Annotated in this window: 20 protein-coding genes; 3 read left to right on the top strand and 17 right to left on the bottom strand. The window is 32.1% G+C overall.

Annotated elements, in window-relative coordinates; translation table 11 throughout:
- Positions 1 to 15: 15 nt before the first annotated feature.
- The 16 genes from K8B81_RS14790 to K8B81_RS14715 form a co-directional block, all read right to left on the bottom strand.
- Positions 16 to 792, bottom strand: a complete 777-nt coding sequence (locus tag K8B81_RS14790) for a DUF4292 domain-containing protein (protein WP_223682338.1) — start codon at positions 790 to 792, stop codon at positions 16 to 18.
- Position 793: 1 nt separating this feature from the next.
- Positions 794 to 2,143 carry a tetratricopeptide repeat protein gene (locus K8B81_RS14785; protein WP_223682337.1) on the bottom strand — a complete coding sequence of 450 codons (1,350 nt, stop codon included), beginning with the start codon at positions 2,141 to 2,143 and terminating at the stop codon, positions 794 to 796.
- Positions 2,144 to 2,174: 31 nt separating this feature from the next.
- Complete coding sequence (locus tag K8B81_RS14780) at positions 2,175 to 3,191, bottom strand: sugar phosphate nucleotidyltransferase (RefSeq protein WP_025572981.1); 1,017 nt, start codon at positions 3,189 to 3,191, stop codon at positions 2,175 to 2,177.
- Between the two features lie 125 nt (positions 3,192 to 3,316).
- Positions 3,317 to 3,751: a dUTP diphosphatase gene (dut, locus tag K8B81_RS14775; protein WP_223682336.1), complete on the bottom strand. Its 435-nt coding sequence runs from the start codon at positions 3,749 to 3,751 to the stop codon at positions 3,317 to 3,319.
- Positions 3,752 to 3,772: 21 nt separating this feature from the next.
- On the bottom strand, positions 3,773 to 5,233 hold the full coding sequence (locus K8B81_RS14770) for a lipopolysaccharide biosynthesis protein (RefSeq protein WP_223682335.1): 1,461 nt from the start codon (positions 5,231 to 5,233) through the stop codon (positions 3,773 to 3,775).
- Positions 5,234 to 7,488: 2,255 nt separating this feature from the next.
- Positions 7,489 to 8,349 (bottom strand): ATP synthase F1 subunit gamma, encoded by an 861-nt coding sequence (atpG, locus tag K8B81_RS14765; protein WP_025572978.1) that lies wholly within the window; start codon positions 8,347 to 8,349, stop codon positions 7,489 to 7,491.
- A 90-nt stretch (positions 8,350 to 8,439) separates the two neighbouring features.
- A complete protein-coding gene (gene atpA, locus K8B81_RS14760) occupies positions 8,440 to 10,017 on the bottom strand; it encodes a F0F1 ATP synthase subunit alpha (RefSeq protein WP_163396157.1) in 1,578 nt (525 codons plus the stop codon).
- A 38-nt stretch (positions 10,018 to 10,055) separates the two neighbouring features.
- Positions 10,056 to 10,589: an ATP synthase F1 subunit delta gene (atpH, locus tag K8B81_RS14755; protein WP_025571263.1), complete on the bottom strand. Its 534-nt coding sequence runs from the start codon at positions 10,587 to 10,589 to the stop codon at positions 10,056 to 10,058.
- 4 nt (positions 10,590 to 10,593) lie between these two features.
- A complete protein-coding gene (locus K8B81_RS14750; protein ID WP_223682334.1) occupies positions 10,594 to 11,094 on the bottom strand; it encodes a F0F1 ATP synthase subunit B in 501 nt (166 codons plus the stop codon).
- Between the two features lie 89 nt (positions 11,095 to 11,183).
- Positions 11,184 to 11,381: an ATP synthase F0 subunit C gene (gene atpE / locus K8B81_RS14745; RefSeq protein WP_008465835.1), complete on the bottom strand. Its 198-nt coding sequence runs from the start codon at positions 11,379 to 11,381 to the stop codon at positions 11,184 to 11,186.
- A gap of 32 nt (positions 11,382 to 11,413) precedes the next feature.
- Positions 11,414 to 12,589 carry a F0F1 ATP synthase subunit A gene (atpB, locus tag K8B81_RS14740; protein ID WP_025571268.1) on the bottom strand — a complete coding sequence of 392 codons (1,176 nt, stop codon included), beginning with the start codon at positions 12,587 to 12,589 and terminating at the stop codon, positions 11,414 to 11,416.
- Positions 12,590 to 13,157: 568 nt separating this feature from the next.
- Complete coding sequence (locus K8B81_RS14735; RefSeq protein WP_025571290.1) at positions 13,158 to 13,385, bottom strand: AtpZ/AtpI family protein; 228 nt, start codon at positions 13,383 to 13,385, stop codon at positions 13,158 to 13,160.
- Positions 13,366 to 13,764, bottom strand: a complete 399-nt coding sequence (locus K8B81_RS14730; RefSeq protein WP_223682333.1) for a bactofilin family protein — start codon at positions 13,762 to 13,764, stop codon at positions 13,366 to 13,368. Before K8B81_RS14730 ends, K8B81_RS14735 begins: the two co-directional genes overlap by 20 nt.
- A gap of 2 nt (positions 13,765 to 13,766) precedes the next feature.
- Positions 13,767 to 16,388, bottom strand: coding sequence for a type IX secretion system periplasmic lipoprotein PorW/SprE (porW, locus tag K8B81_RS14725; protein ID WP_223682332.1), 2,622 nt, complete (start codon positions 16,386 to 16,388; stop codon positions 13,767 to 13,769).
- A gap of 87 nt (positions 16,389 to 16,475) precedes the next feature.
- A complete protein-coding gene (locus K8B81_RS14720) occupies positions 16,476 to 17,171 on the bottom strand; it encodes an ABC transporter ATP-binding protein (RefSeq protein WP_223682331.1) in 696 nt (231 codons plus the stop codon).
- Positions 17,172 to 17,254: 83 nt separating this feature from the next.
- Positions 17,255 to 18,715, bottom strand: coding sequence for a DUF5687 family protein (locus K8B81_RS14715; RefSeq protein WP_223682330.1), 1,461 nt, complete (start codon positions 18,713 to 18,715; stop codon positions 17,255 to 17,257).
- Between the two features lie 128 nt (positions 18,716 to 18,843).
- On the opposite strand from K8B81_RS14715, the gene K8B81_RS14710 reads away from it, so the two are divergent.
- From K8B81_RS14710 to K8B81_RS14700, 3 genes are all read left to right on the top strand, one after another.
- Entirely contained in the window at positions 18,844 to 19,896 is a 1,053-nt protein-coding gene (locus K8B81_RS14710) for a ferredoxin--NADP reductase (protein WP_025571297.1), read from the top strand.
- A 269-nt stretch (positions 19,897 to 20,165) separates the two neighbouring features.
- Positions 20,166 to 20,561 (top strand): hypothetical protein, encoded by a 396-nt coding sequence (locus K8B81_RS14705; protein ID WP_223682329.1) that lies wholly within the window; start codon positions 20,166 to 20,168, stop codon positions 20,559 to 20,561.
- Positions 20,562 to 20,760: 199 nt separating this feature from the next.
- Positions 20,761 to 22,314 carry a hypothetical protein gene (locus K8B81_RS14700; RefSeq protein ID WP_223682328.1) on the top strand — a complete coding sequence of 518 codons (1,554 nt, stop codon included), beginning with the start codon at positions 20,761 to 20,763 and terminating at the stop codon, positions 22,312 to 22,314.
- 162 nt (positions 22,315 to 22,476) lie between these two features.
- Here K8B81_RS14700 and K8B81_RS14695 read toward each other — a convergent pair whose 3' ends face one another.
- Positions 22,477 to 23,238 (bottom strand): GLPGLI family protein, encoded by a 762-nt coding sequence (locus K8B81_RS14695; RefSeq protein WP_223682327.1) that lies wholly within the window; start codon positions 23,236 to 23,238, stop codon positions 22,477 to 22,479.
- Positions 23,239 to 23,289 lie beyond the last annotated feature (51 nt).

Below are 23,289 nucleotides of genomic sequence, written 5' to 3'. Positions count from 1 at the left end.
GTTCTTTTTGCAAATTTAGTTAATTATAACTTTTTTATAGCCACTTGGCACACTATATGGAAAAGAAAGTTCTTCATTAAACGAAATTGTATTATAATTTAAATTAATATCCGTCTTTCCTTTGGGCTGGATTGCATTAATTTCAATACTGGTTGGAAGTGTTCCCTGATTAAAAACCTTATTATCAGAATATTTAATTTCTAACATTCTATTTTCTGAAGACTGCGAAATTTGTTCTTTTTGCAGCAAATATTTTTCAGGCTCCAAAAAGAAAGTCTTTTTCAGATTTGTGCTTTTTTCATCTTCTAAACGAATAAGGTTTTCTACAATTGTCTGTGTATATTTTCCTTTTCTTAAATCATCCAAAGCTTCTCCAACTAATAGATTTTGAACTTTACTGTAATCCAGTTCGGTTCCCAGCCATTTACTTAAACTTGTAAAATCGCCTTCATAATACGTACCGTTTATTTTTTCGTAATAACTTACTGTCGTTGTGGTAATTAAAGATTTTGCCATTGTGATTCCAAGAAAACGTACACTTACTAAAATCTGCTTGTCTTTTTCAATTTTAATTTCGGCTGTTACATTTTGACTTTGTTTTTCATCCACATATTTTGCGCTTGCTTTGATATATAGTGTAGAAAAATCCAATTTGTTTTCATAATGTTTTTCTACCGTTTTATTGTCAATTTTAACTGGTGTTTCCGTATTACTATTTTGCACCGCAACAGATTTTGATTTACACGAAATCATTAAACCTGTTACCAATAGTACTGCTATATATTTTTTCATCTTATTTTTTTTGTTTTAATAACTCATTTGCTTTCAAAAAGTATTCCTCTTTTTTCTTAGCATCTCCCAATCCATTGTACGCCTCGCCTAACTGAATATTAAAATTTGCTTCCATTTTTTTATCATCAACTACATAATCAAGTCCCATTTCTAAAACGGTTTTTGCATTCTTAAATTGTTTTAGTTCATTACTTCCTAATCCTGCATAATAATAAAATTGCGGCTGGGATGGATAAATTTCAATCAACATCATCGCCCTTTGGGTCATTGGCTCAAATTGCTTTGCCTGGGAATAAGCTTCAAGCAAAAGCAAATTTGTTTCACGATCTTTATCTGAATTGGAACTTAAATGCTTTTCATAATATTTAATCGCATTCTCAAATTGGTTTTTACTGTGATAAAATTTTCCAATTTCTTTAGCAACATCAACATTCGGATCGTTGTCAAAATAGCCAATCGCTATCTCTAAATCAGATGCATATTGCGGATTTTTATTCACATAAATTAAAAATTCATTTAGCGTTCTGTGCTTAATTTTCGAATCTATTTTTGGGCTGGATAAAATAAAATTCATTGCCTTTATCGCCTTGCCTGCCTGGTTTTGATCTAAATATCCTTTAAACAAACTCAGCTGCGCCCACTCTGAGTTTGGAATTTCCCTGGCTAGTTGTTTTGAAACATCCAAAGCCTTATCTGTTTCTGCTGTTTTTGAATATAATAAAATCAGGTTAACATAATTAGATTCTTCTTTTGGATTTTGTTTAATCTGACTGATCAAATTGTCTATTTCGGTATTTTGAAATTTGCCCTGAGATAAAATCTGTTGCTTATATCTTTCTCTGTCTTCCGATTTTCCATATTTGTCATTCATTTCATTGATTGCCAAAAGTGCTTTTTCAAACTGATTGGTAATCATATATAATGAAATCAAATCATCTTTATATTCTTCGTCAAACGGAATAATCTTCTGGATCGTTTCAATTGCCAGAGTATAATTTTTGGTTTCGAAACTTACATCATAAACTCCTAACCAGTACCATTTATTTTTTGGATCTATCTGAATCGCTTTTTCAAATGCGTTTTGAGCATTTTGATACTCCTTTAATTTTAAATAATTTTTACCCAGTTCAAAATAAGCAACGGCATCATTTGGTTTGAGTTTAATACATTTTTCTAAAGATATAATTGCCTTATCATAATTTTCAATTCCTTTCTGTTTTAATGATTCATAAAAAGAGTCCTGATATTCGTCTGTTGCCATAGCAATATCTTCAGGTTCTGTTTGCGCCATAACCATAGTAGAATTGCTTAGTAAAACGAAAAATAAAATTACTAACACTCTCTTTCTCATCATTTACATAATTTCATTTTAAATTACTATTTTATTCAAAAACAGAATAATCACCAATACTGATACTTTTAAATTTTCCATCATAGCTCACATGATTTCCAATCATTGCATTATCCAAATCAGCATTTTTTATTTGCGAATAGGTTTGTACCAAGCTGTTTTTTATGGAGCTATCCGTAACGTGGCATCCTTTTCCTAATGAAACATTTGGGCCCACAGTTGCATTTTTTAGCACTACATTTTCTCCAATATAACAAGGTGGAATAATAGTTGAATTTTCTAAAGTCACATTATAATCCACTAAATGTTCTCCATCATTATGAAGAAAACCAAGCATTCGGGTATTTGTTTCAACCGTCACATCTTTGTTTCCGCAATCCATCCATTCATCGACACTTCCTGTTTTGAAAATTTTTCCGTTTGCCATCATAGCTTTAATACCATCATTAATCTGATATTCTCCGCCATTTTGAATATTATTATCCAAAACGCCCTGAAGTTCTTTTTTCAAATCGCCAACTTCTTTGAAATAGTAAATTCCGATAACTGCTAAATCACTAACAAATTCTTTTGGTTTTTCTACCAATTCAGTAATCTCATTATTGCCGTTTAATTTTACTACACCAAATGCTTCAGGCTGATCCACTTGTTTCACCCAGATTACGGAATCAGCAGCCGGATCCAGTTCAAAATCTGCTCTGATTAAAGTATCAGCATAAGCAATTACGGCCGGTCCTGATAAAGAATCTTTGGCACACATAATCGCATGACCCGTTCCTAATGGTAAATCCTGACGATAAATAGATGCTCTTGCCCCTAAACCTTTGGCTAAATCCTGCAAACTTGAAACAACATCATCACCAAAAAAAGCTTCATCTCCTAAAATAAAGGCAACTTCTTCAATTGGTTGTTTTAATATTTTGGCAATATCTTCAACCAGACGATGTACGATTGATTTTCCTGCAACAGGAATTAATGGTTTTGGAACAGTTAAAGTATGAGGTCGTAATCTGGATCCGCGACCTGCCATTGGAACGATTATTTTCATTTTTTGTATTTATTTTTTATGGCGAGACTAAAAAAATCTCCTTGGTTTGGTTGAAAATTTTAAAGGTAAAGTTGCAAAGTATTTAGTTGAAAGCGATACAATTTAGAATAATACAGTTTACTGAACTATTTCACACCCGTACTCCCGAAGCCACCTGCTCCTCTTGAAGTTTCAGAAAGTTCTTCCACTTCAATCCACTCAGCCCTTTCATGTTTAGCAATAATTAATTGTGCAATTCGTTCTCCGTTTTCGATTACAAAATCCTCGTTTGATAAATTTACTAAAATTACGCCTATTTCACCTCTGTAATCAGCATCTATAGTTCCGGGAGAGTTCAAAACCGTAACACCTTTTTTAGCTGCCAGACCGCTTCTTGGTCTAACCTGAGCTTCGTAACCAATTGGCAACTCAATAAAAAGACCTGTTTTTACGATGGTTCTTTCTAATGGTTTTAGAGTTATTGATTCCGTTAAATTGGCACGTAAATCCATTCCTGCCGAAGCAATTGTTTCATAATTTGGTAAGTCGTGCTGCGATTTATTGATGATTTGTATTTTCATTTTATTTTAAAATTTAAGGCATTATTTTTTATTCATAATTCCTTTGATTGTGTCTTTTTCATTATGATAAACAAAATAAATGAATCCTAGCAATAACGGAATTCCAACAAAATAATTTTCTCTAAACCAATAAAATGAAATAGCTGAAAATACAATTGAAATTCCAAGATAAGCTCCAATTTTATTCATATCATAAGGTATTGGATAATATTTGTTTCCTAATATATAGGAAATGAACATCATACTTCCGTAAGCTGATATAGTTGCAATTGCTGATCCGTAATAACTGTATTTTGGAATTAACAAGTAATTTAAAAACAGTGTTACAATAGCACCAACGATAGAAATATATGCGCCAATTCTTGTTTTATCTGTCAATTTATACCAAACAGATAAATTATTATAAATTCCTAAGAAAAAATTGGCCAGAATAATTAATGGAACAACTTTCATGGCTTCCCAATACGATTTATTATCAAGTAAAAGGAGTTTTAAAATATCTGCAAAAACAATTACTCCCAATAAGATCAGTGATCCTAAAATCACAAAATACTTCGTGATAACGGCATAGGTTTGTGGCGCATTTTCATTTTTGGCATGACTAAAAAAGAAAGGCTCAATTCCGAGTCTGAATGCTGTGGCAAACAAAACCATAAATAATCCTAACTTATAACAAGCCGAATAAGCACCAACTTCGGACTTCGCTAAATTTTCTGGCAATAAATAGCCCAATAAAATTTTATCAAAATGTTCATTAACTGCAAATGCAATTCCGGCAACAAGAATTGGCAAACCATATTTCATCATTTTTTTCCAAAGTACAGCATCAAATCTTCTTCCGAGGGAAAGATAATTTGGTGAAAGAACAATGAATGTGGCTAAACTTGCTAAAAGATTTGCGATGAAAATATAGGCAATCTGAAAATTTTCAATATATAAATTATCCCAGACAGAATTGGGATTATCGGTGGCCAGTTTTGGCAAATAGAGTAAGAAAAAAATATTGAGTAAAAGGTTTATAACAACATTTCCAATTTTAATGGCTGCATAAACCATTGGTCGCTGATTGGCTCTAAGTTTAGAAAACGGTATTAAAACCAATGCATCGAGAACCAAAATCCAAACTGAATAGGTAACATACTGCGTATCGACTTCTGCCCAGTTTGCCAATGTATTTCTAAAGATTAATGCGGCGAATAAAAATCCAATCGAAGTCCAAAATACCGATATTGTAGCTGTTGCAATTACATTTTTCTTGTCATCTTCGGCGCTGTAAAATCTAAAAAACGCAGTTTCCATTCCATAGGAAAGAATTACATTAAAGAAAACCATCCAGGACAAAACAATCGAAACTTCGCCATATTCAGCTGTAGGTAAAATACCTGTATATAATCTGACTAATAAAAAACTGAGCATTCGTGGTAAAACGGTTGCCAGTCCATAAATTGCAGTTTGTTTGAAAAGATTTTTATATAATCCCAAAATAATTAGTAATAAAGTTCGGAAAACAAAAATAACCAATTCTTTGGTTTTATTGGTCTTTTTAACGAATCAATAAAAAAACTTCACGACAATTTTAATGATATAATTTCTCATTTAAGACTTAGACTTAATGAATATTTTGGTTATAATAATTATATATGCTTCCAGAATTTCCGGTGAAACATCAAAAATTATTGCTCTAAACCTAACTCTAGCTTTTTTCTTTAATATAATTCACATTTACCAATTCCTTTATAATGGTTTGTAGAATTCACTTACAATAATGAACTTTAGAAGATTTACACTTCATAAATAGCAGCTTAACCATCAACCTAAAATCCTAAAGATGTTTCATTTTCAAATACAATTTGCAAAAAGGAGTGAAATCATTTAGAAAATAACTTTTTGTTTTGATAGTTATATAATGGTAGTCACTGTTAAAAATTTACAAGTTCTTTTTATAGAAAAAACTTACACATGTGAAATATATAACTTAAATAAGAAAATTATGTAACATTTTTTTTCTAGTCTCATCATAAATTTGTCACATAGGGATTGAGAAAGCTAGATACAACCCTTATAAAAAAGGAAGCACTGGGACTGATAAAGCTTGTTTGTTCCCATAAAAGACAAAGCAAAAGGGATTGATTCTGCTGTATTGTAACCCTATAAAAACAGAGCATTGGGACTAATAAAGCTAGTTTGTTCCCATAAAAGACAAAGCACAGGGATTGATTCTGCTGAAATGTAACCCTTAAAAAAACAGAGCACTGGGACTAATAAAGCTAGTTTGTTCCCATAAAAGACAAAGCACTACAGAGAATAATCTGTCAATTGTTTATAAAATGGTATTGATTCTCAATTTTTTGGGGAAGTTGAGGATCACCATTTTATAGTTAATAAAAAAAATTAGAAACTACTATATATTAAAAAGAGCCAACTTTAATTTGTTGGCTCTTTTGCTTTTTATTTTAAGTTCAATCAAATCCATAAGAATAAACTTGGTTTAATATCATTTATAATTAAAATTTGCGATAATTTTCAAAAAAGTATTCTGCCAAAATCTCTATTATATAATGTATCCCTACATAAGTAATCAAGTAATAAAATTGGAAAACGAATATAAAACATAGAAAATCAATTACTTAAAACACTATAATTAGTATAAATAACAAAATTGAAAAATCACTAAATGTGGGTATTGTGGTTCTAATAATATAATCAAATATTTGTAATACTAAAAAAGTAAATCTTTTTTATAAAAAATAAGGGATTGATACAGCTGATATGTAACCCTCAAAAAAACAAAGCATCGGGTTTATGAAGCTATTTTGTACCCTAAAAACAAAGCATAATAGGATTGATACAGCTGATGTAACCTGTAAAAAAAACAGAGCTTGGGATAATTTAGCTATTTGTACCCTAAAAACAAAGCACGGGATTGATTAAAGCTAATAGGTAACCCTTAAAAAAACAAAGCACCAGGGATTTTAAGAGCTGAAATATAACCCTTAAAAAAATAAGCATTGGTTTGATAAAGCTAGTTTGTTCCCATAAAAACAAAGCACAGGGATTGTAAGAGCTGAATACAACCCACTAAAAAATGTAAGCATCGGGTTGATAAAGCTAGTTTGTTCCCATAAAAACAAAGCAAAGGGATTGTAAGAGCTGAAACACAACCCACTAAAAAAGTAAGCATCGGGTTGATAAAGCTAGTTTGTTCCCATAAAAACAAAGCACAGGGATTGTAAGAGCTGAAACACAACCCTCTAAAAAGTAAGCATCGGGTTGATAAAGCTAATTTGTTCCCATAAAAAAACAAAGCAAAGGGATTGTAAGAGCTGAAACACAACCCTCTAAAAAGTAAGCATCGGGTTGATAAAGCTAGTTTGTTCCCATAAAAACAAAGCACAGGGATTGTAAGAGCTGAAACACAACCCTCTAAAAAAGTAAGCATCGGGTTGATAAAGCTAATTTGTTCCCATAAAAACAAAGCAAAGGGATTGTAAGAGCTGAATATAACCCTTTAAAAAGTGAGCAATGGGATTAATAAAGCTAGTTTGTTCCCATAAAAACAAAGCAAAGTGTGTTAAATCCACTTGAACTCTTTAAAATGGTAATGATTCTTGGGGAAAAGAATTCTCCAGAATCACCATTTTAAAATCTAATTTAAGAATAATGGGGAATTCTTAAATACAAAAAAAGAGCCTGCATTTGATTGCAGGCTCTTTTTTGTATATAACTTTGAATATTCACTATCCATTTAAGGCTTCAGCACCACCAACAATCTCTAAGATTTCGTTAGTAATAGCAGCCTGACGTGCTTTATTATAAGTCAATTTCAATTGATTTCTCAATTCAGTGGCATTATCAGTTGCTTTGTGCATAGCTGTCATACGTGCTCCGTGCTCTGAAGCAAATGAATCACGAATACCTTTATATAATTGTGTTTTTAACGATTTTGGGATCAAAGTCAAAACAATTTCTTCTTTGGAAGGTTCGAAAATGTAATCTCCGGCCGAAACTGATTCGTCAGATTTAATTGGAGCTAAAGGCAAAAACTGTTCAACCTGAACAATTTGAGTTGCAGCATTTTTAAACTGATTATAAACCAATTCAATTCTATCGTACTCTCCAGATAAGAATCTTTCAGTCAGATTATCTGCAATAGCGGCAACGTTATCAAAAGTTAAATGATCAAAAATCGCATTATGATGACCGTGAACTTTGTGCGTTTTAGCCAAAACATCGTTTCCTTTTTTACCTATAGGAAAAACATCAACCTGTTTGCCTGCGTAAAATTCAGTACGGTTTTTGATTTCTTTAATAACATTTGAATTGAATGCACCACATAAACCTCTGTTAGAAGTTATTGCTACAAGCAATACTTTTTTTACTTCACGTTGTGCTGTGTAATCTCCTCCAACTTCACCATCAAGTGTAGCAGAAAGATTTTGCAGTAACTCTGTTAATTTCTCGGCATAAGGGCGCATTGCAGTGATTGCATCTTGTGCTTTCTTAAGCTTTGCAGCAGAAACCATTTTCATAGCCGATGTAATTTGCATCGTCGATGAAACGGAAGTAATTCTATTACGGATTTCCTTTAAATTTGCCATCTATTAATTAGAAAATGTGACAATTTGAAAATTAGATAATTAGAATAATGTTAGTTCATTTTCTAATTATCTAATTTACCAATTATCTAATTAGTTATATTTTGCTGAAACTTCTTTTGCTGCTTTTTCAATAACATCAGTAATGTTGTCATCTAATTTACCAGCTTTCAATGCATTAAGCGTATCTTTATGTTTACTGTTTAAGTAAGAGATGAAATCTGCTTCAAATTCTTTTACTTTATTTACAGGAACATTTTTCAATAAGTTTTTAGATCCTGCATAAATAATCGCAACCTGGTTTTCCACAGGATAAGGATCATTTAAACCTTGTTTTAAGATCTCAACGTTTCTTTTTCCTTTTTCAATTACATTTAAAGTAACAGAATCCAGGTCAGAACCAAATTTAGCGAAAGCTTCTAATTCTCGGAATTGAGCCTGGTCTAATTTTAAAGTTCCTGAAACTTTTTTCATTGATTTAATCTGAGCATTACCTCCAACACGAGATACAGATATACCTACGTTAATTGCCGGACGAACTCCAGAGTTGAACAAATCCCCATCAAGGAAAATCTGACCATCTGTAATAGAGATTACGTTTGTTGGGATATATGCAGAAACGTCACCAGCCTGAGTTTCGATAATTGGCAATGCAGTTAAAGAACCACCTCCTTTTACGATAGACTTAATAGAATCTGGTAAATCGTTCATGTTCTTAGCGATACCATCATCAGCAATCACCTTACAAGCACGCTCTAATAAACGAGAGTGTAAGTAGAAAACGTCTCCAGGATAAGCTTCACGTCCCGGTGGTCTTCTTAATAAAAGAGAAACCTCACGGTAAGCAACAGCTTGTTTAGATAAATCATCATAAACGATTAACGCTGGACGACCTGAATCTCTAAAATATTCCCCAATTGCAGCACCCGCGAATGGAGCGTAAACCTGCATTGGAGCCGGATCAGAAGCATTAGCAGCAACGATAACTGTATAAGCCATTGCGCCTTTTTCTTCTAACATTTTAGCAATTCCTGCTACAGTTGAAGCTTTTTGTCCAATTGCAACATATATACAAAATACAGGTTTTCCTGCATCGTAAAATTCTTTTTGATTTAAGATTGTATCGATACAAACAGTTGATTTACCTGTTTGACGGTCACCGATTACAAGCTCACGCTGACCACGTCCAACCGGGATCATAGCATCTACTGCTTTAACTCCAGTTTGTAATGGCTCAGTTACCGGCTGACGGAAAATTACACCAGGTGCTTTTCTTTCCAAAGGCATTTCGTATAAATCTCCACCAATTGGTCCTTTTCCATCAATTGGAAAACCAAGAGTGTTTACTACACGTCCTACCATTTGCTCACCTACTTTAAGAGAAGCAATACGTTGGGTTCTTTTTGCTGTTGATCCTTCTTTGATACCAGTTGATGGTCCTAAAAGTACCACACCTACATTGTCTTCTTCAAGGTTCAATACAATAGCTTCAAGTCCGTTTTCAAATTCAACCAACTCACCATATTGTACATTAGATAACCCGTAAACACGAGCAATACCATCCCCAACCTGAAGTACTGTTCCTACTTCCTCTAGCGTAGCACCAGATTCAAAACCTTCTACTTGCTTTCTTAATATTGCTGAAATTTCAGCAGGTTTGATTTCCGCCATCTTAATTTATAATTTAGACACTTTTTGTGTTATAAAAACTAATTACTTAACTCTCTCTTTAATACTTGTAATCTGTTTGCAACTGAAGCGTTATATTGCTGATCACCTATTCTTAAAATAAATCCGCCAATAATTGCTGGATCTACTACATTTTCAATTGTTATTTTCTTATCTGATAAAGTTGCAACTTTAGCTAAAACTTTAGCTTCTAAAGCAGCATCCATTGGGATTGCTGTCGTAACTTTTGCTACTTCTATTCCGTTGCCTTCGTCAAATAACTTATTATATTCTAATGCAATTGCATCCAGAATTTCAAATCTTTTGTTTTCGAATAATAAACGAAATAAACCTTTGGTTACATCATTTACATTTGCAAAAACTTCCAAAAGAGCACTCTCCTTTACTTCAACTGTTGTTGTTGGGTTTTCAATGAAGTTGCTCAATTCAGTATTTGTTTCAATTGCATTAGCAATTGATTTCATATCGTTATTAACAGCTTCGGCAACACCTTTAGAGTTTGCTAAGTCCAGAATTGCTTTTGCATAACGAATTGCTGCTCTTGTACTTGCCATAATCTTAGTTTAACTTTACATCACCTAACAATTTCTCTACTAATTTATTTTGAGATTCTTTATTAGATAATTCTTCTTTCAATAGTTTTTCAGCAATAGTCAATGATAAAGTAGAAACCTGAGCTTTTACTTCTGCCATAGCAGCATTTTTTTCACTTTCGATAGCCGCTTTAGCCTGCTCAATCATTTTTTGACCAGCCTCTTGTGCTTCGTTTTTAGAATCAGCAATCATTTTTTCTTTCATTTCGCGAGCTTCTTTTAGCATGGCATCACGTTCTGCACGAGCTTCATTCAGGATTCTTTGATTATCAGCTTGTAAATTTTCCATTTCTCTTTTTGCGTTTTCAGCAGAAAGCAATGCATTTTTAATACCTTCTTCTCTTGCAGTAATAGATTCCATAATTGGTTTCCATGCAAATTTTACTAAAAGCAAAATCAATATTACCAAGATTAAAGCCTGCCAGAAGAATAATCCGAATGAAAAATCGTTAATTAACTTATCCATTTTATATAATTATATTAAATATTTAATTTCTTTTTTAAAGTAACAACATCTTTAACCAACCGTTAAAGATGCTGTTATTTTCTCCTTTATTATTTTCCTAAGATTAAAGCAGCGAATGCTAAACCTTCTAATAAAGCCGCGATAATAATCATCGCAGTTTGGATTTTACCAGCAGCTTCTGGCTGACGAGCAATTGCGTCCATAGCAGATCCACCGATTTTACCTAAACCTAAACCTGCACCAATTACTACTAAACCAGCACCTACTAAAGTTGGAATTGTTCCCATAAGTATTTATATATAAAAATTAAACTTCTAAATTAAATGATTGCAGTTTCATCTTCGTGATGATGTGCATGATCATGATCCTGAACTGCCATACCAATAAACAATGATGATAGCATTGTAAAAATGAAAGCCTGTAAAAATGCAACTAAAACTTCAATTACCGAAATAAATAGTGTTAATCCTAAAGAGATTGGCAAATCTGCTGCCAAATTTTTACCTACGAAAATCATAGCGATCAAACTCATAATTACTACGTGACCTGCGGTAATGTTTGCATACAAACGGATTAATAATGCAAATGGTTTTGTTAATGTTCCTAAAACCTCGATTGGAGCTAAAATGATTTTCATTGGAACTGGTACCCCAGGCATCCAGAAAATATGTCCCCAATAGTCTTTGTTAGCACTGAATTGAGTAATAATGAAAGTAAATGCTGCAAGACAAACTGTAATTGCAATATTTCCTGTAACGTTGATTCCAAGAGGAGTCATTCCTAATAAGTTTAATAACCAAACAAAGAAAAATACAGTTAATAGGTAACCCATATATTTACGGTATTTTTTCTCTCCAATATTTGGAACAGCAATTTCGTCTCTGATGAAAATAATAAGTGGTTCTAAAACTCTGCCAAATCCGGTTGGGATTGGTCCTTTTTTATATGATTTTGCTAATCCGGTAAACATTAAGAATAATAATATTGATACGAAAAGCATTGAAACCACATTTTTAGTAATTGAAAAATCTAATGGTTTTTCGTTAGATGGATGGCCATGCTCATCAAAGTTGATTGTTCCGGCAGCATCTGTTTTGTAAATTTTACCATGAACCAATTTATAGTAGTTACCATCAACTTCTGCAACTTCTTCTCCGTGGTGTAATTTTGAAGAAGAGAAAACTTTCAAACCTCCATCGATAAGTATAACTGGTAATGAAAAACCATAATGTTTATTCTCTTTTTCATCTGAAAAGAAAACGAAATCATGAGAATCCTGCAAGTGATGATCAATAAAAGCATCCACTTTTGCCTTTGGATCAAGAGCTACATGCTCTCCTTCTTCGTGAGCATTGTGCGAAACTACTTTTTCTTCGTGAGCTGTTTCAGTTTGAACATGCGTTGAGTCATTCTCCGGGTTCGCAAAACCCATAATTGGAAGAGAAGCTACAAAAGCTGCAAGAATAAATCTGAGTGGTTTGTTTGAAATCACCATATCGTGGAAAATCTTATTTTTTTACGTTTCTAAAATTTGGTGCAAAGGTACATTTTTTATTAATATTAAAAAGGATATAAAAAATAATTTTTGAACCTTATTATACAGAATTGCTGTTTTAAAGCTTTTTATTTAATAATCCGACAGTTAAAAGCGTCTGAAATAACAAAAACAAAATAAATGTTATAAAAAAACTGAGCTTTTCAACATCTGTTGATTCAAAATTGTTTTTTAGAATCGGCTGCAGAATTAAATAACCTAATAACATTTGCGTAAAAGTTCCAAATAAGAAAACCATTCCAACGATTTGAAAATTCTTCTTTTTTACTATTAATAATATAAGGTGTAATATCAGAGTAGATGCGAAAAAAATCATGTACAGAAATTCAACAGCATAATAAAAACTTTCTGTGTTTATTTCTAGAGAAAAGAAAGCCGCTTTATGCAATATATATGCTACTACAGTGAACAAAAATAAATGAAAAAAAGGTTTGGAATTTTTTAAAAGCATTTGAAATAATTTTATGTAAAGATGCAACTTTTATTTAAGGAGCCGTAACCAATAAAATTACTTCGTTTTATTAATATCATTAACTTGTCGAATGACATTATATAATGCAAGACCAACACCAATCATTACAAAAATAGTATTGTACTCTAATTTAGGGCTTGGATGATTTTCATCGAGCCAGGTTCCAAAATATGAAAAAATAAAAATGATGACCCCCATTTGAAAAGGAATATTAATGAGTGCTATCCATTTGTTCCGTTTGTTTTTATTCGGATCCTTTTCCATCTTCTAACATTATTACCTGATTTGAATGAGCGAGCATTGTACAAGTTGCTGTAAAGTCAGCTCCGGGTTCAATAGACAATTTTCCAACAGCTACTTCTCCATGAATCCGTGCGGTGGCTTTTATATTAAGGACTTCTAAAACTTTTAATTTTCCCTGGAATTCTCCTTCGATGTCTGCATTATGGCAAATAATTTCTCCTTTTATAATACCTAATGGTCCAATGACTAATTTTCCCTGTGAAGTAAAATTTCCAATTAATTCTCCATCAAGTCGAAAATCTGCTTTAGAAACTATATCCCCTATAATCGAAGTTCCTTCAACAATTCTGTTGGTTTTTCCTAAAAGTTCTGTCCCGTTTTTTTTTGCTTTTTCAAACATAATTATGGAGTTTTTGGCGCTAAGTAAGTCTGAAGATTTTTCTTCATCTGAACTATTTTGTAATTTTCACTTGAAATAATAATGAACGGATGTGAAATTTTATATTTTTCATCATCTCTCAAAACTCCTGCAACATCTCTGGCATAAGCTTCAGATTTTATACCGTGAATAGCAAAAAAGCTTTGAGTCTTATTATATTTATCAAAAGAAGTGGTCAATCTTTCAAAATTTTCAATTAATAAAAAAACCTTAATCGCTTCTTCAATTTTTTTTGCTGTTTTAGTATCATTTCTATCCACTAAATATAAAATCTTCCAGCTTTTTCCATCTGTTGTAAAATCAAGTTTTTCAAGTGTTGGGATTTGTTTTTCTAAATTTTCACGTGCAGTTTTGCCTTCTTCACTATTTGGGTAATTATCAGCAACTTCTTCCATGCTTTTTTTATAGGCTGCCAAACCATTCACTTTTCCTAAAGTATTTGCTTTTAACAATTCAAATTTTGAAACAATCTCATCTCCTGAATATTGATTTATTAAATTGTCAATGTTGTCCAGCACTACATCAAACTGTTCCTCCAGAAATAATTTATACCATTTTTCATATTCTTTTTCAGGTGATAAATTTGAGCCATTTTCAGGATTTGTATTGTTTAAAATTTGGGCATATCGTGAATTTGGATAATTGGCAGTAATATCAGACTTTATCCTTTCAGCCCTTGCAGGATTTGTAATCTGATACATTTTATACAAATTGTACATCGATGGTAAAATCCATTTTTCTTCAGGATTATTACGAAGTAACTGCTCAAATTTGCCACTGGCCAAATCGTATTCCTTAAATTTTTCTTTGTAAATTAACCCTAACTGATAGTAGGCAAAATTTCGTTCTTTTCCAATACTATCCATAGCAACCTGAGTGGTAGGAAGTTGTTTTTCGTAAAAATCTGTTGTATATTTTTCGACAACTATTACATCCTTCAAAGCATTTATGGAATCCTGTTTCATACTTATTGAATCAGTCAATGCTGTATTGTCATTTAACTTTGAAGCAGATAATCTCCAGTTTCCTTTTAATGCTCTGTTGCCCCACATTTTTTTGAACTGTAATTTTCCATAAGCAACTGTTGACGGATTGTAGAAATAAAAAGCACTAGCAGCATCATTTCCGGATGGCGGATTGAATGCTCCGGGCATAGCCACAGGCGAATTATTTCCTGCTGACTGAGGATTTACAGCTTCTGGCGCATTGTTAGAATTTGAGTTTTGCTCAATATTTGCTAATCGTTCTTTCTCCTTTTCTTCTAAAATTCGTTTTGCCTCATCTTTCTTTTTTAACTCTGCAATATAATTTTCGAAATAAGCTTTTCTTTCGGTATCCGGTAAGGCTTTGACTTTAATGATACTGTCATTGCGTTTTGCAATTCCTTCGTATTTGATAACGTTGTCTAAGTTTTTTCGGTTTTTTTCGATAAAAGCAAATTCTCTCGTTTTGGGGTTTAATTTTACCAATGTACTATCATAATATTTGGCAGCCATTGTATAATCTGTAGCTTTAAAATACATATTTCCTATGTTTCTATACGTTGAAGCTACCAAATAGGAGTCTTTAGATTTTCTCGCTAAGGATTTATTATAAAATTCCAGTGCATTTTCCTGCTGTTTCTTGTTATCATAATAAACGCCCATTTCAAAAAACAGGATGTCATAATAAGGTCTGTTCTCCCGATCATTAACCAGCTTATTATAGGTCTTTAAAAACAGGGTATCATTACCACTTTCATAATCAAACATTTGTGCTTTTTTGGCATAAGCCTGCATCATATATTTTCGGTCAGCCTTACGGTTCATATCGATTACGCTGTTGTAAAAATAAATGGCGCTGTCCCTTTTTTCTGCTTCCTGATACATCTGACCCAGAATAAAACGATAACGGGCTTTGTCTTCGTTTATTCTTGAAAATTTTTCAGCTACCTTAAGTCTGGTAACGGCGCTGTCTTTTTGTTCCAGATTTAAAAAAGCCTCTGCCAGCAAAGCATTTGCATCAGAAAATGTCTGTTTTTTTAAATCTGTGTTTTTTAATAAAAGCTTGATATTTTTTATCGCAATGGCGTCGTTTCCTAAACGCATATTGGTTTTTTCGCGCCAGATTTTAGCGGTATAAATATTACTGCTGTTGGGATATTTGTATAAAATATAATTGAATGCTTCCAGCGCCGGAATGAAACGCTGGTCATAATATCGTGCTTTTCCGAGCATTAAATAGGCTTCATCAATCTGAGTGTTTTTCTCTCTGCCTCCAATATTCATCGAATGTTTCTGAATCGCTTTTGTCGCTTTGGTTTCGGCTAATTCAAAATCAGGATTTTTTGTTTTTTCCTTCTCAGAAATATCCTCATTGATTTGCATTTTTTCAATTGGCAGCATTTCCCAAAAATTATCCTGATCATTGCCTTTTATCGTTGCCAGCCCTTTATCTAAAGCAATTCCACCGTTATATAAAATATTATACTTTGTACTTAAAGCATGAGAATTCCTGGCCAAAAAAGTGTCTCTTTTGGTAGAACAGGCTATCAAAAAAAATATAAAAACAAATGGAAAACTATATTTTAGCGTATTCTTTTTCAATAGAAAAGAGTTTAAATCAATTAACTTCTAAAAAGGTTTTTTAGTATAAGACCGGTAAAAATACGCTTCTTTTTGAAATATAGAAATTTAAACCGCAAAAAACGATTCCAGCTCCTGTAGTGTCTCTTTTGAGGTTTGAATATCTTTTACAATTTCACCTTTGTTCAACGCTACAATTCTGTCACAAACCTCAACAGTATGTTGTAAATCATGGCTGGAAACGAGAACGGTAATATTTGGATTGTCGGCCAGCTCTTTTATAATTTTTTTTAATCGGCTTACAGTTGTAGGATCTAAATTGGCAAAAGGCTCATCCAGAATAATCACTTCAGGATTTCCAATAAGTGTGGCTATAATACCAACTTTTTTCTGATTACCTTTTGATAGATCACGCAGGTATTTTTTGTTTTTAAGAATTTCTCCATTAAAAAATTCTTCATGCTGTGCCAATAACGCATCCACATCTGCTTTATTCTGATTGCGCAAATCTCCGATAAAATAGAAATATTCCTCTGGAGTTAAATAACCTATCAGGAAACTCTCATCTAAAAATGAACCTGTAAACGATTTCCAGTTTTCGTTTGTATTCACCTGAATATTGTTACTAGTAATCTTTCCTGTTGAAGGCTGAATCAGGTCTAATAGTAAACTGAAAAAAGTAGTTTTTCCTGCTCCGTTATTTCCCACTAATCCAAAACTCTGGCCTTTCGGAATTTCTAGATTATTTATGTTTAAAACTGTTGTTCCGTTGTATATTTTTGAAAGTTGATTTACTTGTATCATGGTTCTTTTATTTTAAATTTTTAGTTTAATCCCGCCAATTAATTTCAATTATCTAATTGACACATTTTTTCAAATTGACTAATTTAATTTTTTTGTTTGTAAGCACTGATTGTACTGTATTTCTCTATTTTATATCTTTTTTCAATGATAGAAAAAACGGTATTTCTAAACACAAAACCTAAAACTCCTGCTCCTGCAACCAGCAATAATCCAAGGGTTTTGTCTCCCAAATAAAGTCCGATTCCATAAAGTCCTAATGGCAATAATAATTTTGGCAGCGTCAGTAACATAGCACTTATATTAAATGCTTTTTTATCTCCAAAAGCACCTCCGGCATTACTTAGGTCAATTGGCGTTTTAGTAAATGCGCCTCCAAGAAGTACTAAATGTGAATTGACTCCAATATTATAAATTGCTCCAGCCACAATAGTCAGATAAATTTCCAGTCCGTAAAATAGATAGAATGATGCTAAGATTGTAGAGATAAAAGTTGCAATAACAATCAGCCACCATTTTGAAGTGATATACCCGCGATACGGAATATTTTGGGTCATCATCAATTGATAATACGAACTATCCCAACTTGGCACGAACTGTCCGAAAACAAATAAAAAACCGCCCGAAACAAATATTCCGGCAAAAATATGCATGATCGCAGGCTGATGTGTATTTCCAAAAAAGATCAATCCGTAAAACAAAAACAGGACACTCATGAAAATGGTTGTTTTCGATCTTTTGTTCCTTTTGATAAGTTTAATATCATTTTTAAGAAACGTTCCTAAAGTACCAAACTGATTGAGCCAGGCAAGGTTTTCAGTTTTAGCAATATCCTCTTTTTTAGAAAGCCCGGCATCCAGAAATAAATTATTCTTAAAATATCTGAATGTAAAAAAATATAGACCCGTTAAAACCAGAACAGGAATCAAAAACAAACCTTTAGTTTCATAAAATTCCTGAAAAACAGGGCCCGTAAAAGTAGTAATATCAAATAATTTATAATATTGTGCAGCTCCTAAAGCCATGGCAATTCCCAGAAAAAGGACAAATAATTTATCGATGTTATTTAAAATAATATTCAAAAAATTATTAATATAAACAATCGAAAAAGCTGCTATCAGCCAACAAAGAATTCCCGCAACATCATAACCTTCAATAATTAGTACAATAGAGAAAGGAACAAAAAAGAGTGCATGCGCCCAGTTAAAAAATGATAGTATTGTTTTGCCCAGGGAGAAATGGACAATTGTAGGTTTTTTAAAGGGCAGAACCAATAACGGTTTAATATTCAATACCGGAATCGCCTGCATTAGCAAACGAACAACTAAATCGAACAAAAAGTAATAAATTAAAAATTTGTTGATGGTTGACAGGGGTTCAAGATTCATTTTCTTTAGGATATAAAATGATCCCACTCCCATTCCGATAAAAATAAGGGAAAAATAAACCATCAAAAAACCTATCAAAATTTTCATTGCCAGATTTGCACCAAAAGACGCTGATCTGGTAAAGGCCTTCCATTCGAGATAAATAAACTTTTTAATCATGGTTGTTTGGTTTTCATTTTTGTAGTAAGAGATCAAATTTAGCGAAACGTTACAAAAAAAGTTAAAAAAAATAGTTTAGTACCTTTCAATTAACTGCTGTTTGCTACTTTTGCATAAAATATCATATCATGCCTTCATTCTTAAAACTCATAATTAAAGAGGTAAAACGCGAAACTACCGATGCTGTTTCCATCCTTTTTAATGTTCCCGAAGAACTAAAACCAGACTATAAATTTATTGCCGGACAATATATAAACTTAAAATTAACCCTTGACAATCAGGAAATTCGTCGTGCTTATTCTATTTGTTCAGGACCTGAAAGCGGTGAATTACGAATTGCCGTAAAAGCGGTTAAAAATGGCCTTTTCTCGCAATTTGCCAATACCAAATTAAAAGCAGGAGATGTTCTTGAAGTGGGTCATCCTGAGGGGAAATTTACTTTTGAACCAGATGCTGAAAGACAAAAAAACTACGCAGCTTTTGTTGCCGGAAGTGGAATTACTCCTGTACTTTCGATTATAAAGTCGGTTTTAAAAAGCGAACCAAAAAGTACTTTTGTATTGGTTTACGGAAACAAAACTCCTGAAGAAACTATTTTCTATCAGGAACTTCACGATTTACAATTGCAATACGTAGGACGTTTATTTGTACATTATGTATTTAGTCAGGCTAAAGCCGAAAATGCTTTGTTTGGAAGAATCGATAAATCGGCGGTAAATTTTGTACTCAACAATAAACACAAGGAACTGGAATTTGATAAGTTTTATTTGTGTGGCCCGGAAGAAATGATCAATACAGTTTCCGGAATTTTAAAAGAGAAAAACGTAAAAGATTCTGCTATTAAATTTGAACTTTTTACCTCTTCTTCACAAGAAAATGAAATCAAAACTTCATTAGAAGGACATACAAAAATCACTGTTTTGGTTGATGATGATGAAGTTACTTTTGAAATGTCTCAAAAACAAACCATTCTGGATGCAGCCTTAAAACAGGGCATCGATGCGCCATATTCCTGTCAGGGCGGAATTTGCAGCAGCTGTCTTTGCCGTATAACACAGGGTAGTGCCGAAATGACAAAAAACTCAATCTTAACCGATAAAGAAATTGCTGATGGTTTGGTACTTAGCTGTCAGGCGCATCCAACTTCTGAAACTATTTACGTAGATTTTGATGATGTATAAGTGTTGAAATTCCAAACTGGAAATATGAAATTCCAAATTCTAACGTTACAATGGTTCGTTTGAATTTGGAATTTTTTATTTGATTCTATTCTAAAGTAGAATTTTCAATTTAAAAATATCAAAAATGGTATTAATATTTTTGAAGATTTTTAAAATATATGCTTAGAAATTAGTAAATTAGTAGAATCTACAAGACTGATACATTTTTTATCTTGATGATAGATTTTGTAAGCCTTCATTTAATTGTCACACATTTAACATTAAATATCATGGCAACACATCATTATCTTCGCCTAACTTTTATTTTACTTTTTGTATTAACTTCTTTCGTTTGTATTTACTTCATAATTAAAAAAAGGAAAGAAAAAAAAGCTCCTAAACTACTTTCACCAGAAAAGTATAATTCTTCAATTATTGGAGGAATGAAAGAAATAGCAGCCTCTGATAGTTTTTTCAATATTTGGCCGTATGTAAGTGAATTGAAAGCGGCTAAAATTTTATCGAAAAAAATAAAAGAATCTGAACTGGTGCATAAAGTTTACAGAAATTCAACCGAAGATTTTGAGCACATTTTACTGGCTACAGAAAAAGAAAATCATTTTGTTAAAGTTGTAGTTGACAGGAATAAAAAGAAAGCTATGGGATATCTTTTTCTGGATTTATGAGTAATGCTATTTCCTCAAAATTTAAACCCTTACAAATAATAAAATTCGAGCTTAAAACAGAAGTACACCGAAAAACTTAGCATAACTTTTAGTTGTTTTCATATCTTCAATTTCATCACAAAACAAATTTGTTTTACTATTTAAAACAACAAAATTACAAAGTGATTTCATACATTTACAGTGTCAATTATCTGTTTTTATGAAGCACTTTGTATTTCTTGTATTCTTTTTATATGCTACTAATGGTTTTTCACAATCAGAAAACCAGACATATATTGATAAATATGACGAATTTTATTTTTATGCAAAGCCAAGTAAAACAAATGCGCTTTCCAAATATTTTGCAAAACGAATCGATTCAAGATTGATTGATCCTTATGAAATTAAGGATGATAAGATAAAAAACAAAAAATATATTTATTTAACTTTTACGCTTGACAAATTAAATAAGCCGATTGGTATAATTGTCAATTCGCCATACACAGAATTAAACAAAAATATCCGTGAAGCCTTTATAAATTACAATGTTGAAGATTTAAATATTCCCGAAAAAAATCAACTGAACACTTATACGCTACAAATTCTTTCCATAGAAGGAGATAAAATGATCATTAATTGCAGCACAAATGTTGTCTTTGATAAACTGCCTGTTTTTGAAGGATGTGAATCTCCTGTAAATAAAACAAAACTGTCTAACTGCCTGCTAAAGAAAATTTCTGAACACGTAGCAAATAATATTTCACCAGTCGAAATTAAAAAAGCAAAAATATTAGGACCATTAAATTTACATGTAAAATTCTCAGTAAACGAAAAAGGGGAGATTGATCAAGTAAATTGTAAAGCCCCAACAGATAGTTTGACCAAAGAATTAAATCGTGTTGTGGCACTCTTTCCAAAAGCCAAAATTCCAGCTGCCCGTAATGGTAATCCAACCAGCTTTGTTTATGAAAAAACCATTTCTCTTGAAATAGAATCTGACAATGAAAAATATAAAGAGGAAGTGAATCAACATCAGGAAAATATTTTAAATGTAAGTAACGAATTCCTAAACCCGAATAACGAATTAGCACTTCATTTTAAAAAATATATAAGTGTCGAAGAGCTTGATAAAATTCTTCTCCTAAGAGATCCTATTAGTATCTCTTTCAATATTGACAAAAAAGGTAAGCCAATAAATTTTAGAACCAATGCTTATACGTCAGAATTTAATGATAAACTTATTGGGATTTTCAAAAAATTTCCACTTGAAAAATTAAATATAAAACCTGTAAATGCAATAGATTCGTACAGTTATCCTTTAATAATTAATAGATTTAACAAAAATATAATTGTGTCTAACGATAAACCGTTTGTGCATACACCCCCTGTTTTTGATAAGAACTGTGAATCATCAAATTCAAATGAATTAAGCGATTGCATGAATCAAAGCATTAAAAATCTTGTAGTTAATAATTTTAAAAGAACTATCCGAAATAAAACAAAACTTAAGGGCGTCATCAATGTCAGTTTTTCGTTTCAAATAAATGATAAAGGTAAAATCATAAATGTAAAAGCATTTGCGCCTAATGCGGAAATTTGCAACGAGCTCGAACAAATAATAAAAAGCATCCCTGATGTTTATAAACCTGCTTATCTAAACGGAAATGCTATAACTGTTACCCGCAAATATTCTTTTGGTTTTAATGTTGGAAACAATACCGTTGATGATTTTAAAGATCTGAGAAAAACTCCCGGGCCAAAACGCCGTTTTTGAAATTATACAAAAAATCCAATCCTTGTTATAAGATTGGATTTTTTGTATTACTGCTGATAGCAAAATCGTTCCCATTTCATCCTGTATAACCTTCCACAATTTTGTTTCCATAAACCGAGGTTCGTAATTTTAGATATTCATTTCAGTCTGCTATTAAGTTGTTTACAAAAAAGCATCCCAAAAAAACATTTCCTTTCTTTTCTTATTTTCTTCTTTATCTTCTCCATAGCTGAACCAGTCTTTTGTTTTTTCTTCCAAAAGCGATTTTAATCCTGTTAAATCATACATTTTTTTATCCGAAAGTGGCTTAATATCAGATGTGTTGTCCAATTGTAAATTTACTTTCACAGCCATAAATGAAGTGTATAATCTTGGTATTGTAAGACCTAAGATCATGCCTGGCAAACCATTTATAGAACATGGCCCGCCGGAGATGGTAATATTATCTGTGTAAAATGCAAATACATATACGCCATCAGGTCTCTTCCCTATTGCTTTACGGCAATTATAGCCCGCTATTTCTCTGTGTTCGTTTGTAATTTGCCATTCTATATTTTGTATACTGTCTGCTATTACAAAATTAGTTCCTACTATTTGTTTTTGCATCGTCATTTTTCCTGATGTAAAATCATGAAACCATATATTTTCTTCATCTTGATCTTTTAAATATTTTGGTATTCTTGTTTTCGCACTCCATCTTTCAAATTTATAAATGCTTTTGTTATCAGCAAAAGTATAGGTAAAATAGGAGACTTTTAAATCAGAAAGATTCTCTTTCATCATCTCATCCCAGCTATCATTACTCATTGTTTTTTTGAGGTTGGTATTTACTTCATATTCAATTACTGCCTTATCTATAAATTGCTGTGCTTTTGATGTATTCGTTAACATTAAGGCTGCAATAAAAAAAAGTAATGATTTCATAATCCTGTTTTGTTTTTATATTGTGCTGTTCGTCCTTTTTACTGAGCAGCA

The organism is Flavobacterium hibisci (assembly GCF_020026925.1).
GTDB lineage: Bacteria > Bacteroidota > Bacteroidia > Flavobacteriales > Flavobacteriaceae > Flavobacterium > Flavobacterium hibisci.
Note: the sequence above shows the minus strand (reverse complement) of the source record. Positions and strands in the feature narration are given on the sequence as shown.

Coding starts and splice junctions, on each gene's coding strand:
- K8B81_RS14790 (WP_223682338.1), bottom strand. CDS start 792: ATGAAAAAATATATAGCAGTACTATTGGTAACAGGTTTAATGATTTCG.
- K8B81_RS14785 (WP_223682337.1), bottom strand. CDS start 2,143: ATGAGAAAGAGAGTGTTAGTAATTTTATTTTTCGTTTTACTAAGCAAT.
- K8B81_RS14780 (WP_025572981.1), bottom strand. CDS start 3,191: ATGAAAATAATCGTTCCAATGGCAGGTCGCGGATCCAGATTACGACCT.
- dut (WP_223682336.1), bottom strand. CDS start 3,751: ATGAAAATACAAATCATCAATAAATCGCAGCACGACTTACCAAATTAT.
- atpG (WP_025572978.1), bottom strand. CDS start 8,349: ATGGCAAATTTAAAGGAAATCCGTAATAGAATTACTTCCGTTTCATCG.
- atpA (WP_163396157.1), bottom strand. CDS start 10,017: ATGGCGGAAATCAAACCTGCTGAAATTTCAGCAATATTAAGAAAGCAA.
- atpH (WP_025571263.1), bottom strand. CDS start 10,589: ATGGCAAGTACAAGAGCAGCAATTCGTTATGCAAAAGCAATTCTGGAC.
- K8B81_RS14750 (WP_223682334.1), bottom strand. CDS start 11,094: ATGGATAAGTTAATTAACGATTTTTCATTCGGATTATTCTTCTGGCAG.
- atpE (WP_008465835.1), bottom strand. CDS start 11,381: ATGGGAACAATTCCAACTTTAGTAGGTGCTGGTTTAGTAGTAATTGGT.
- atpB (WP_025571268.1), bottom strand. CDS start 12,589: ATGGTGATTTCAAACAAACCACTCAGATTTATTCTTGCAGCTTTTGTA.
- K8B81_RS14735 (WP_025571290.1), bottom strand. CDS start 13,385: ATGGAAAAGGATCCGAATAAAAACAAACGGAACAAATGGATAGCACTC.
- K8B81_RS14730 (WP_223682333.1), bottom strand. CDS start 13,764: ATGTTTGAAAAAGCAAAAAAAAACGGGACAGAACTTTTAGGAAAAACC.
- K8B81_RS14720 (WP_223682331.1), bottom strand. CDS start 17,171: ATGATACAAGTAAATCAACTTTCAAAAATATACAACGGAACAACAGTT.
- K8B81_RS14715 (WP_223682330.1), bottom strand. CDS start 18,715: ATGATTAAAAAGTTTATTTATCTCGAATGGAAGGCCTTTACCAGATCA.
- K8B81_RS14710 (WP_025571297.1), top strand. CDS start 18,844: ATGCCTTCATTCTTAAAACTCATAATTAAAGAGGTAAAACGCGAAACT.
- K8B81_RS14705 (WP_223682329.1), top strand. CDS start 20,166: ATGGCAACACATCATTATCTTCGCCTAACTTTTATTTTACTTTTTGTA.
- K8B81_RS14700 (WP_223682328.1), top strand. CDS start 20,761: ATGAAGCACTTTGTATTTCTTGTATTCTTTTTATATGCTACTAATGGT.
- K8B81_RS14695 (WP_223682327.1), bottom strand. CDS start 23,238: ATGAAATCATTACTTTTTTTTATTGCAGCCTTAATGTTAACGAATACA.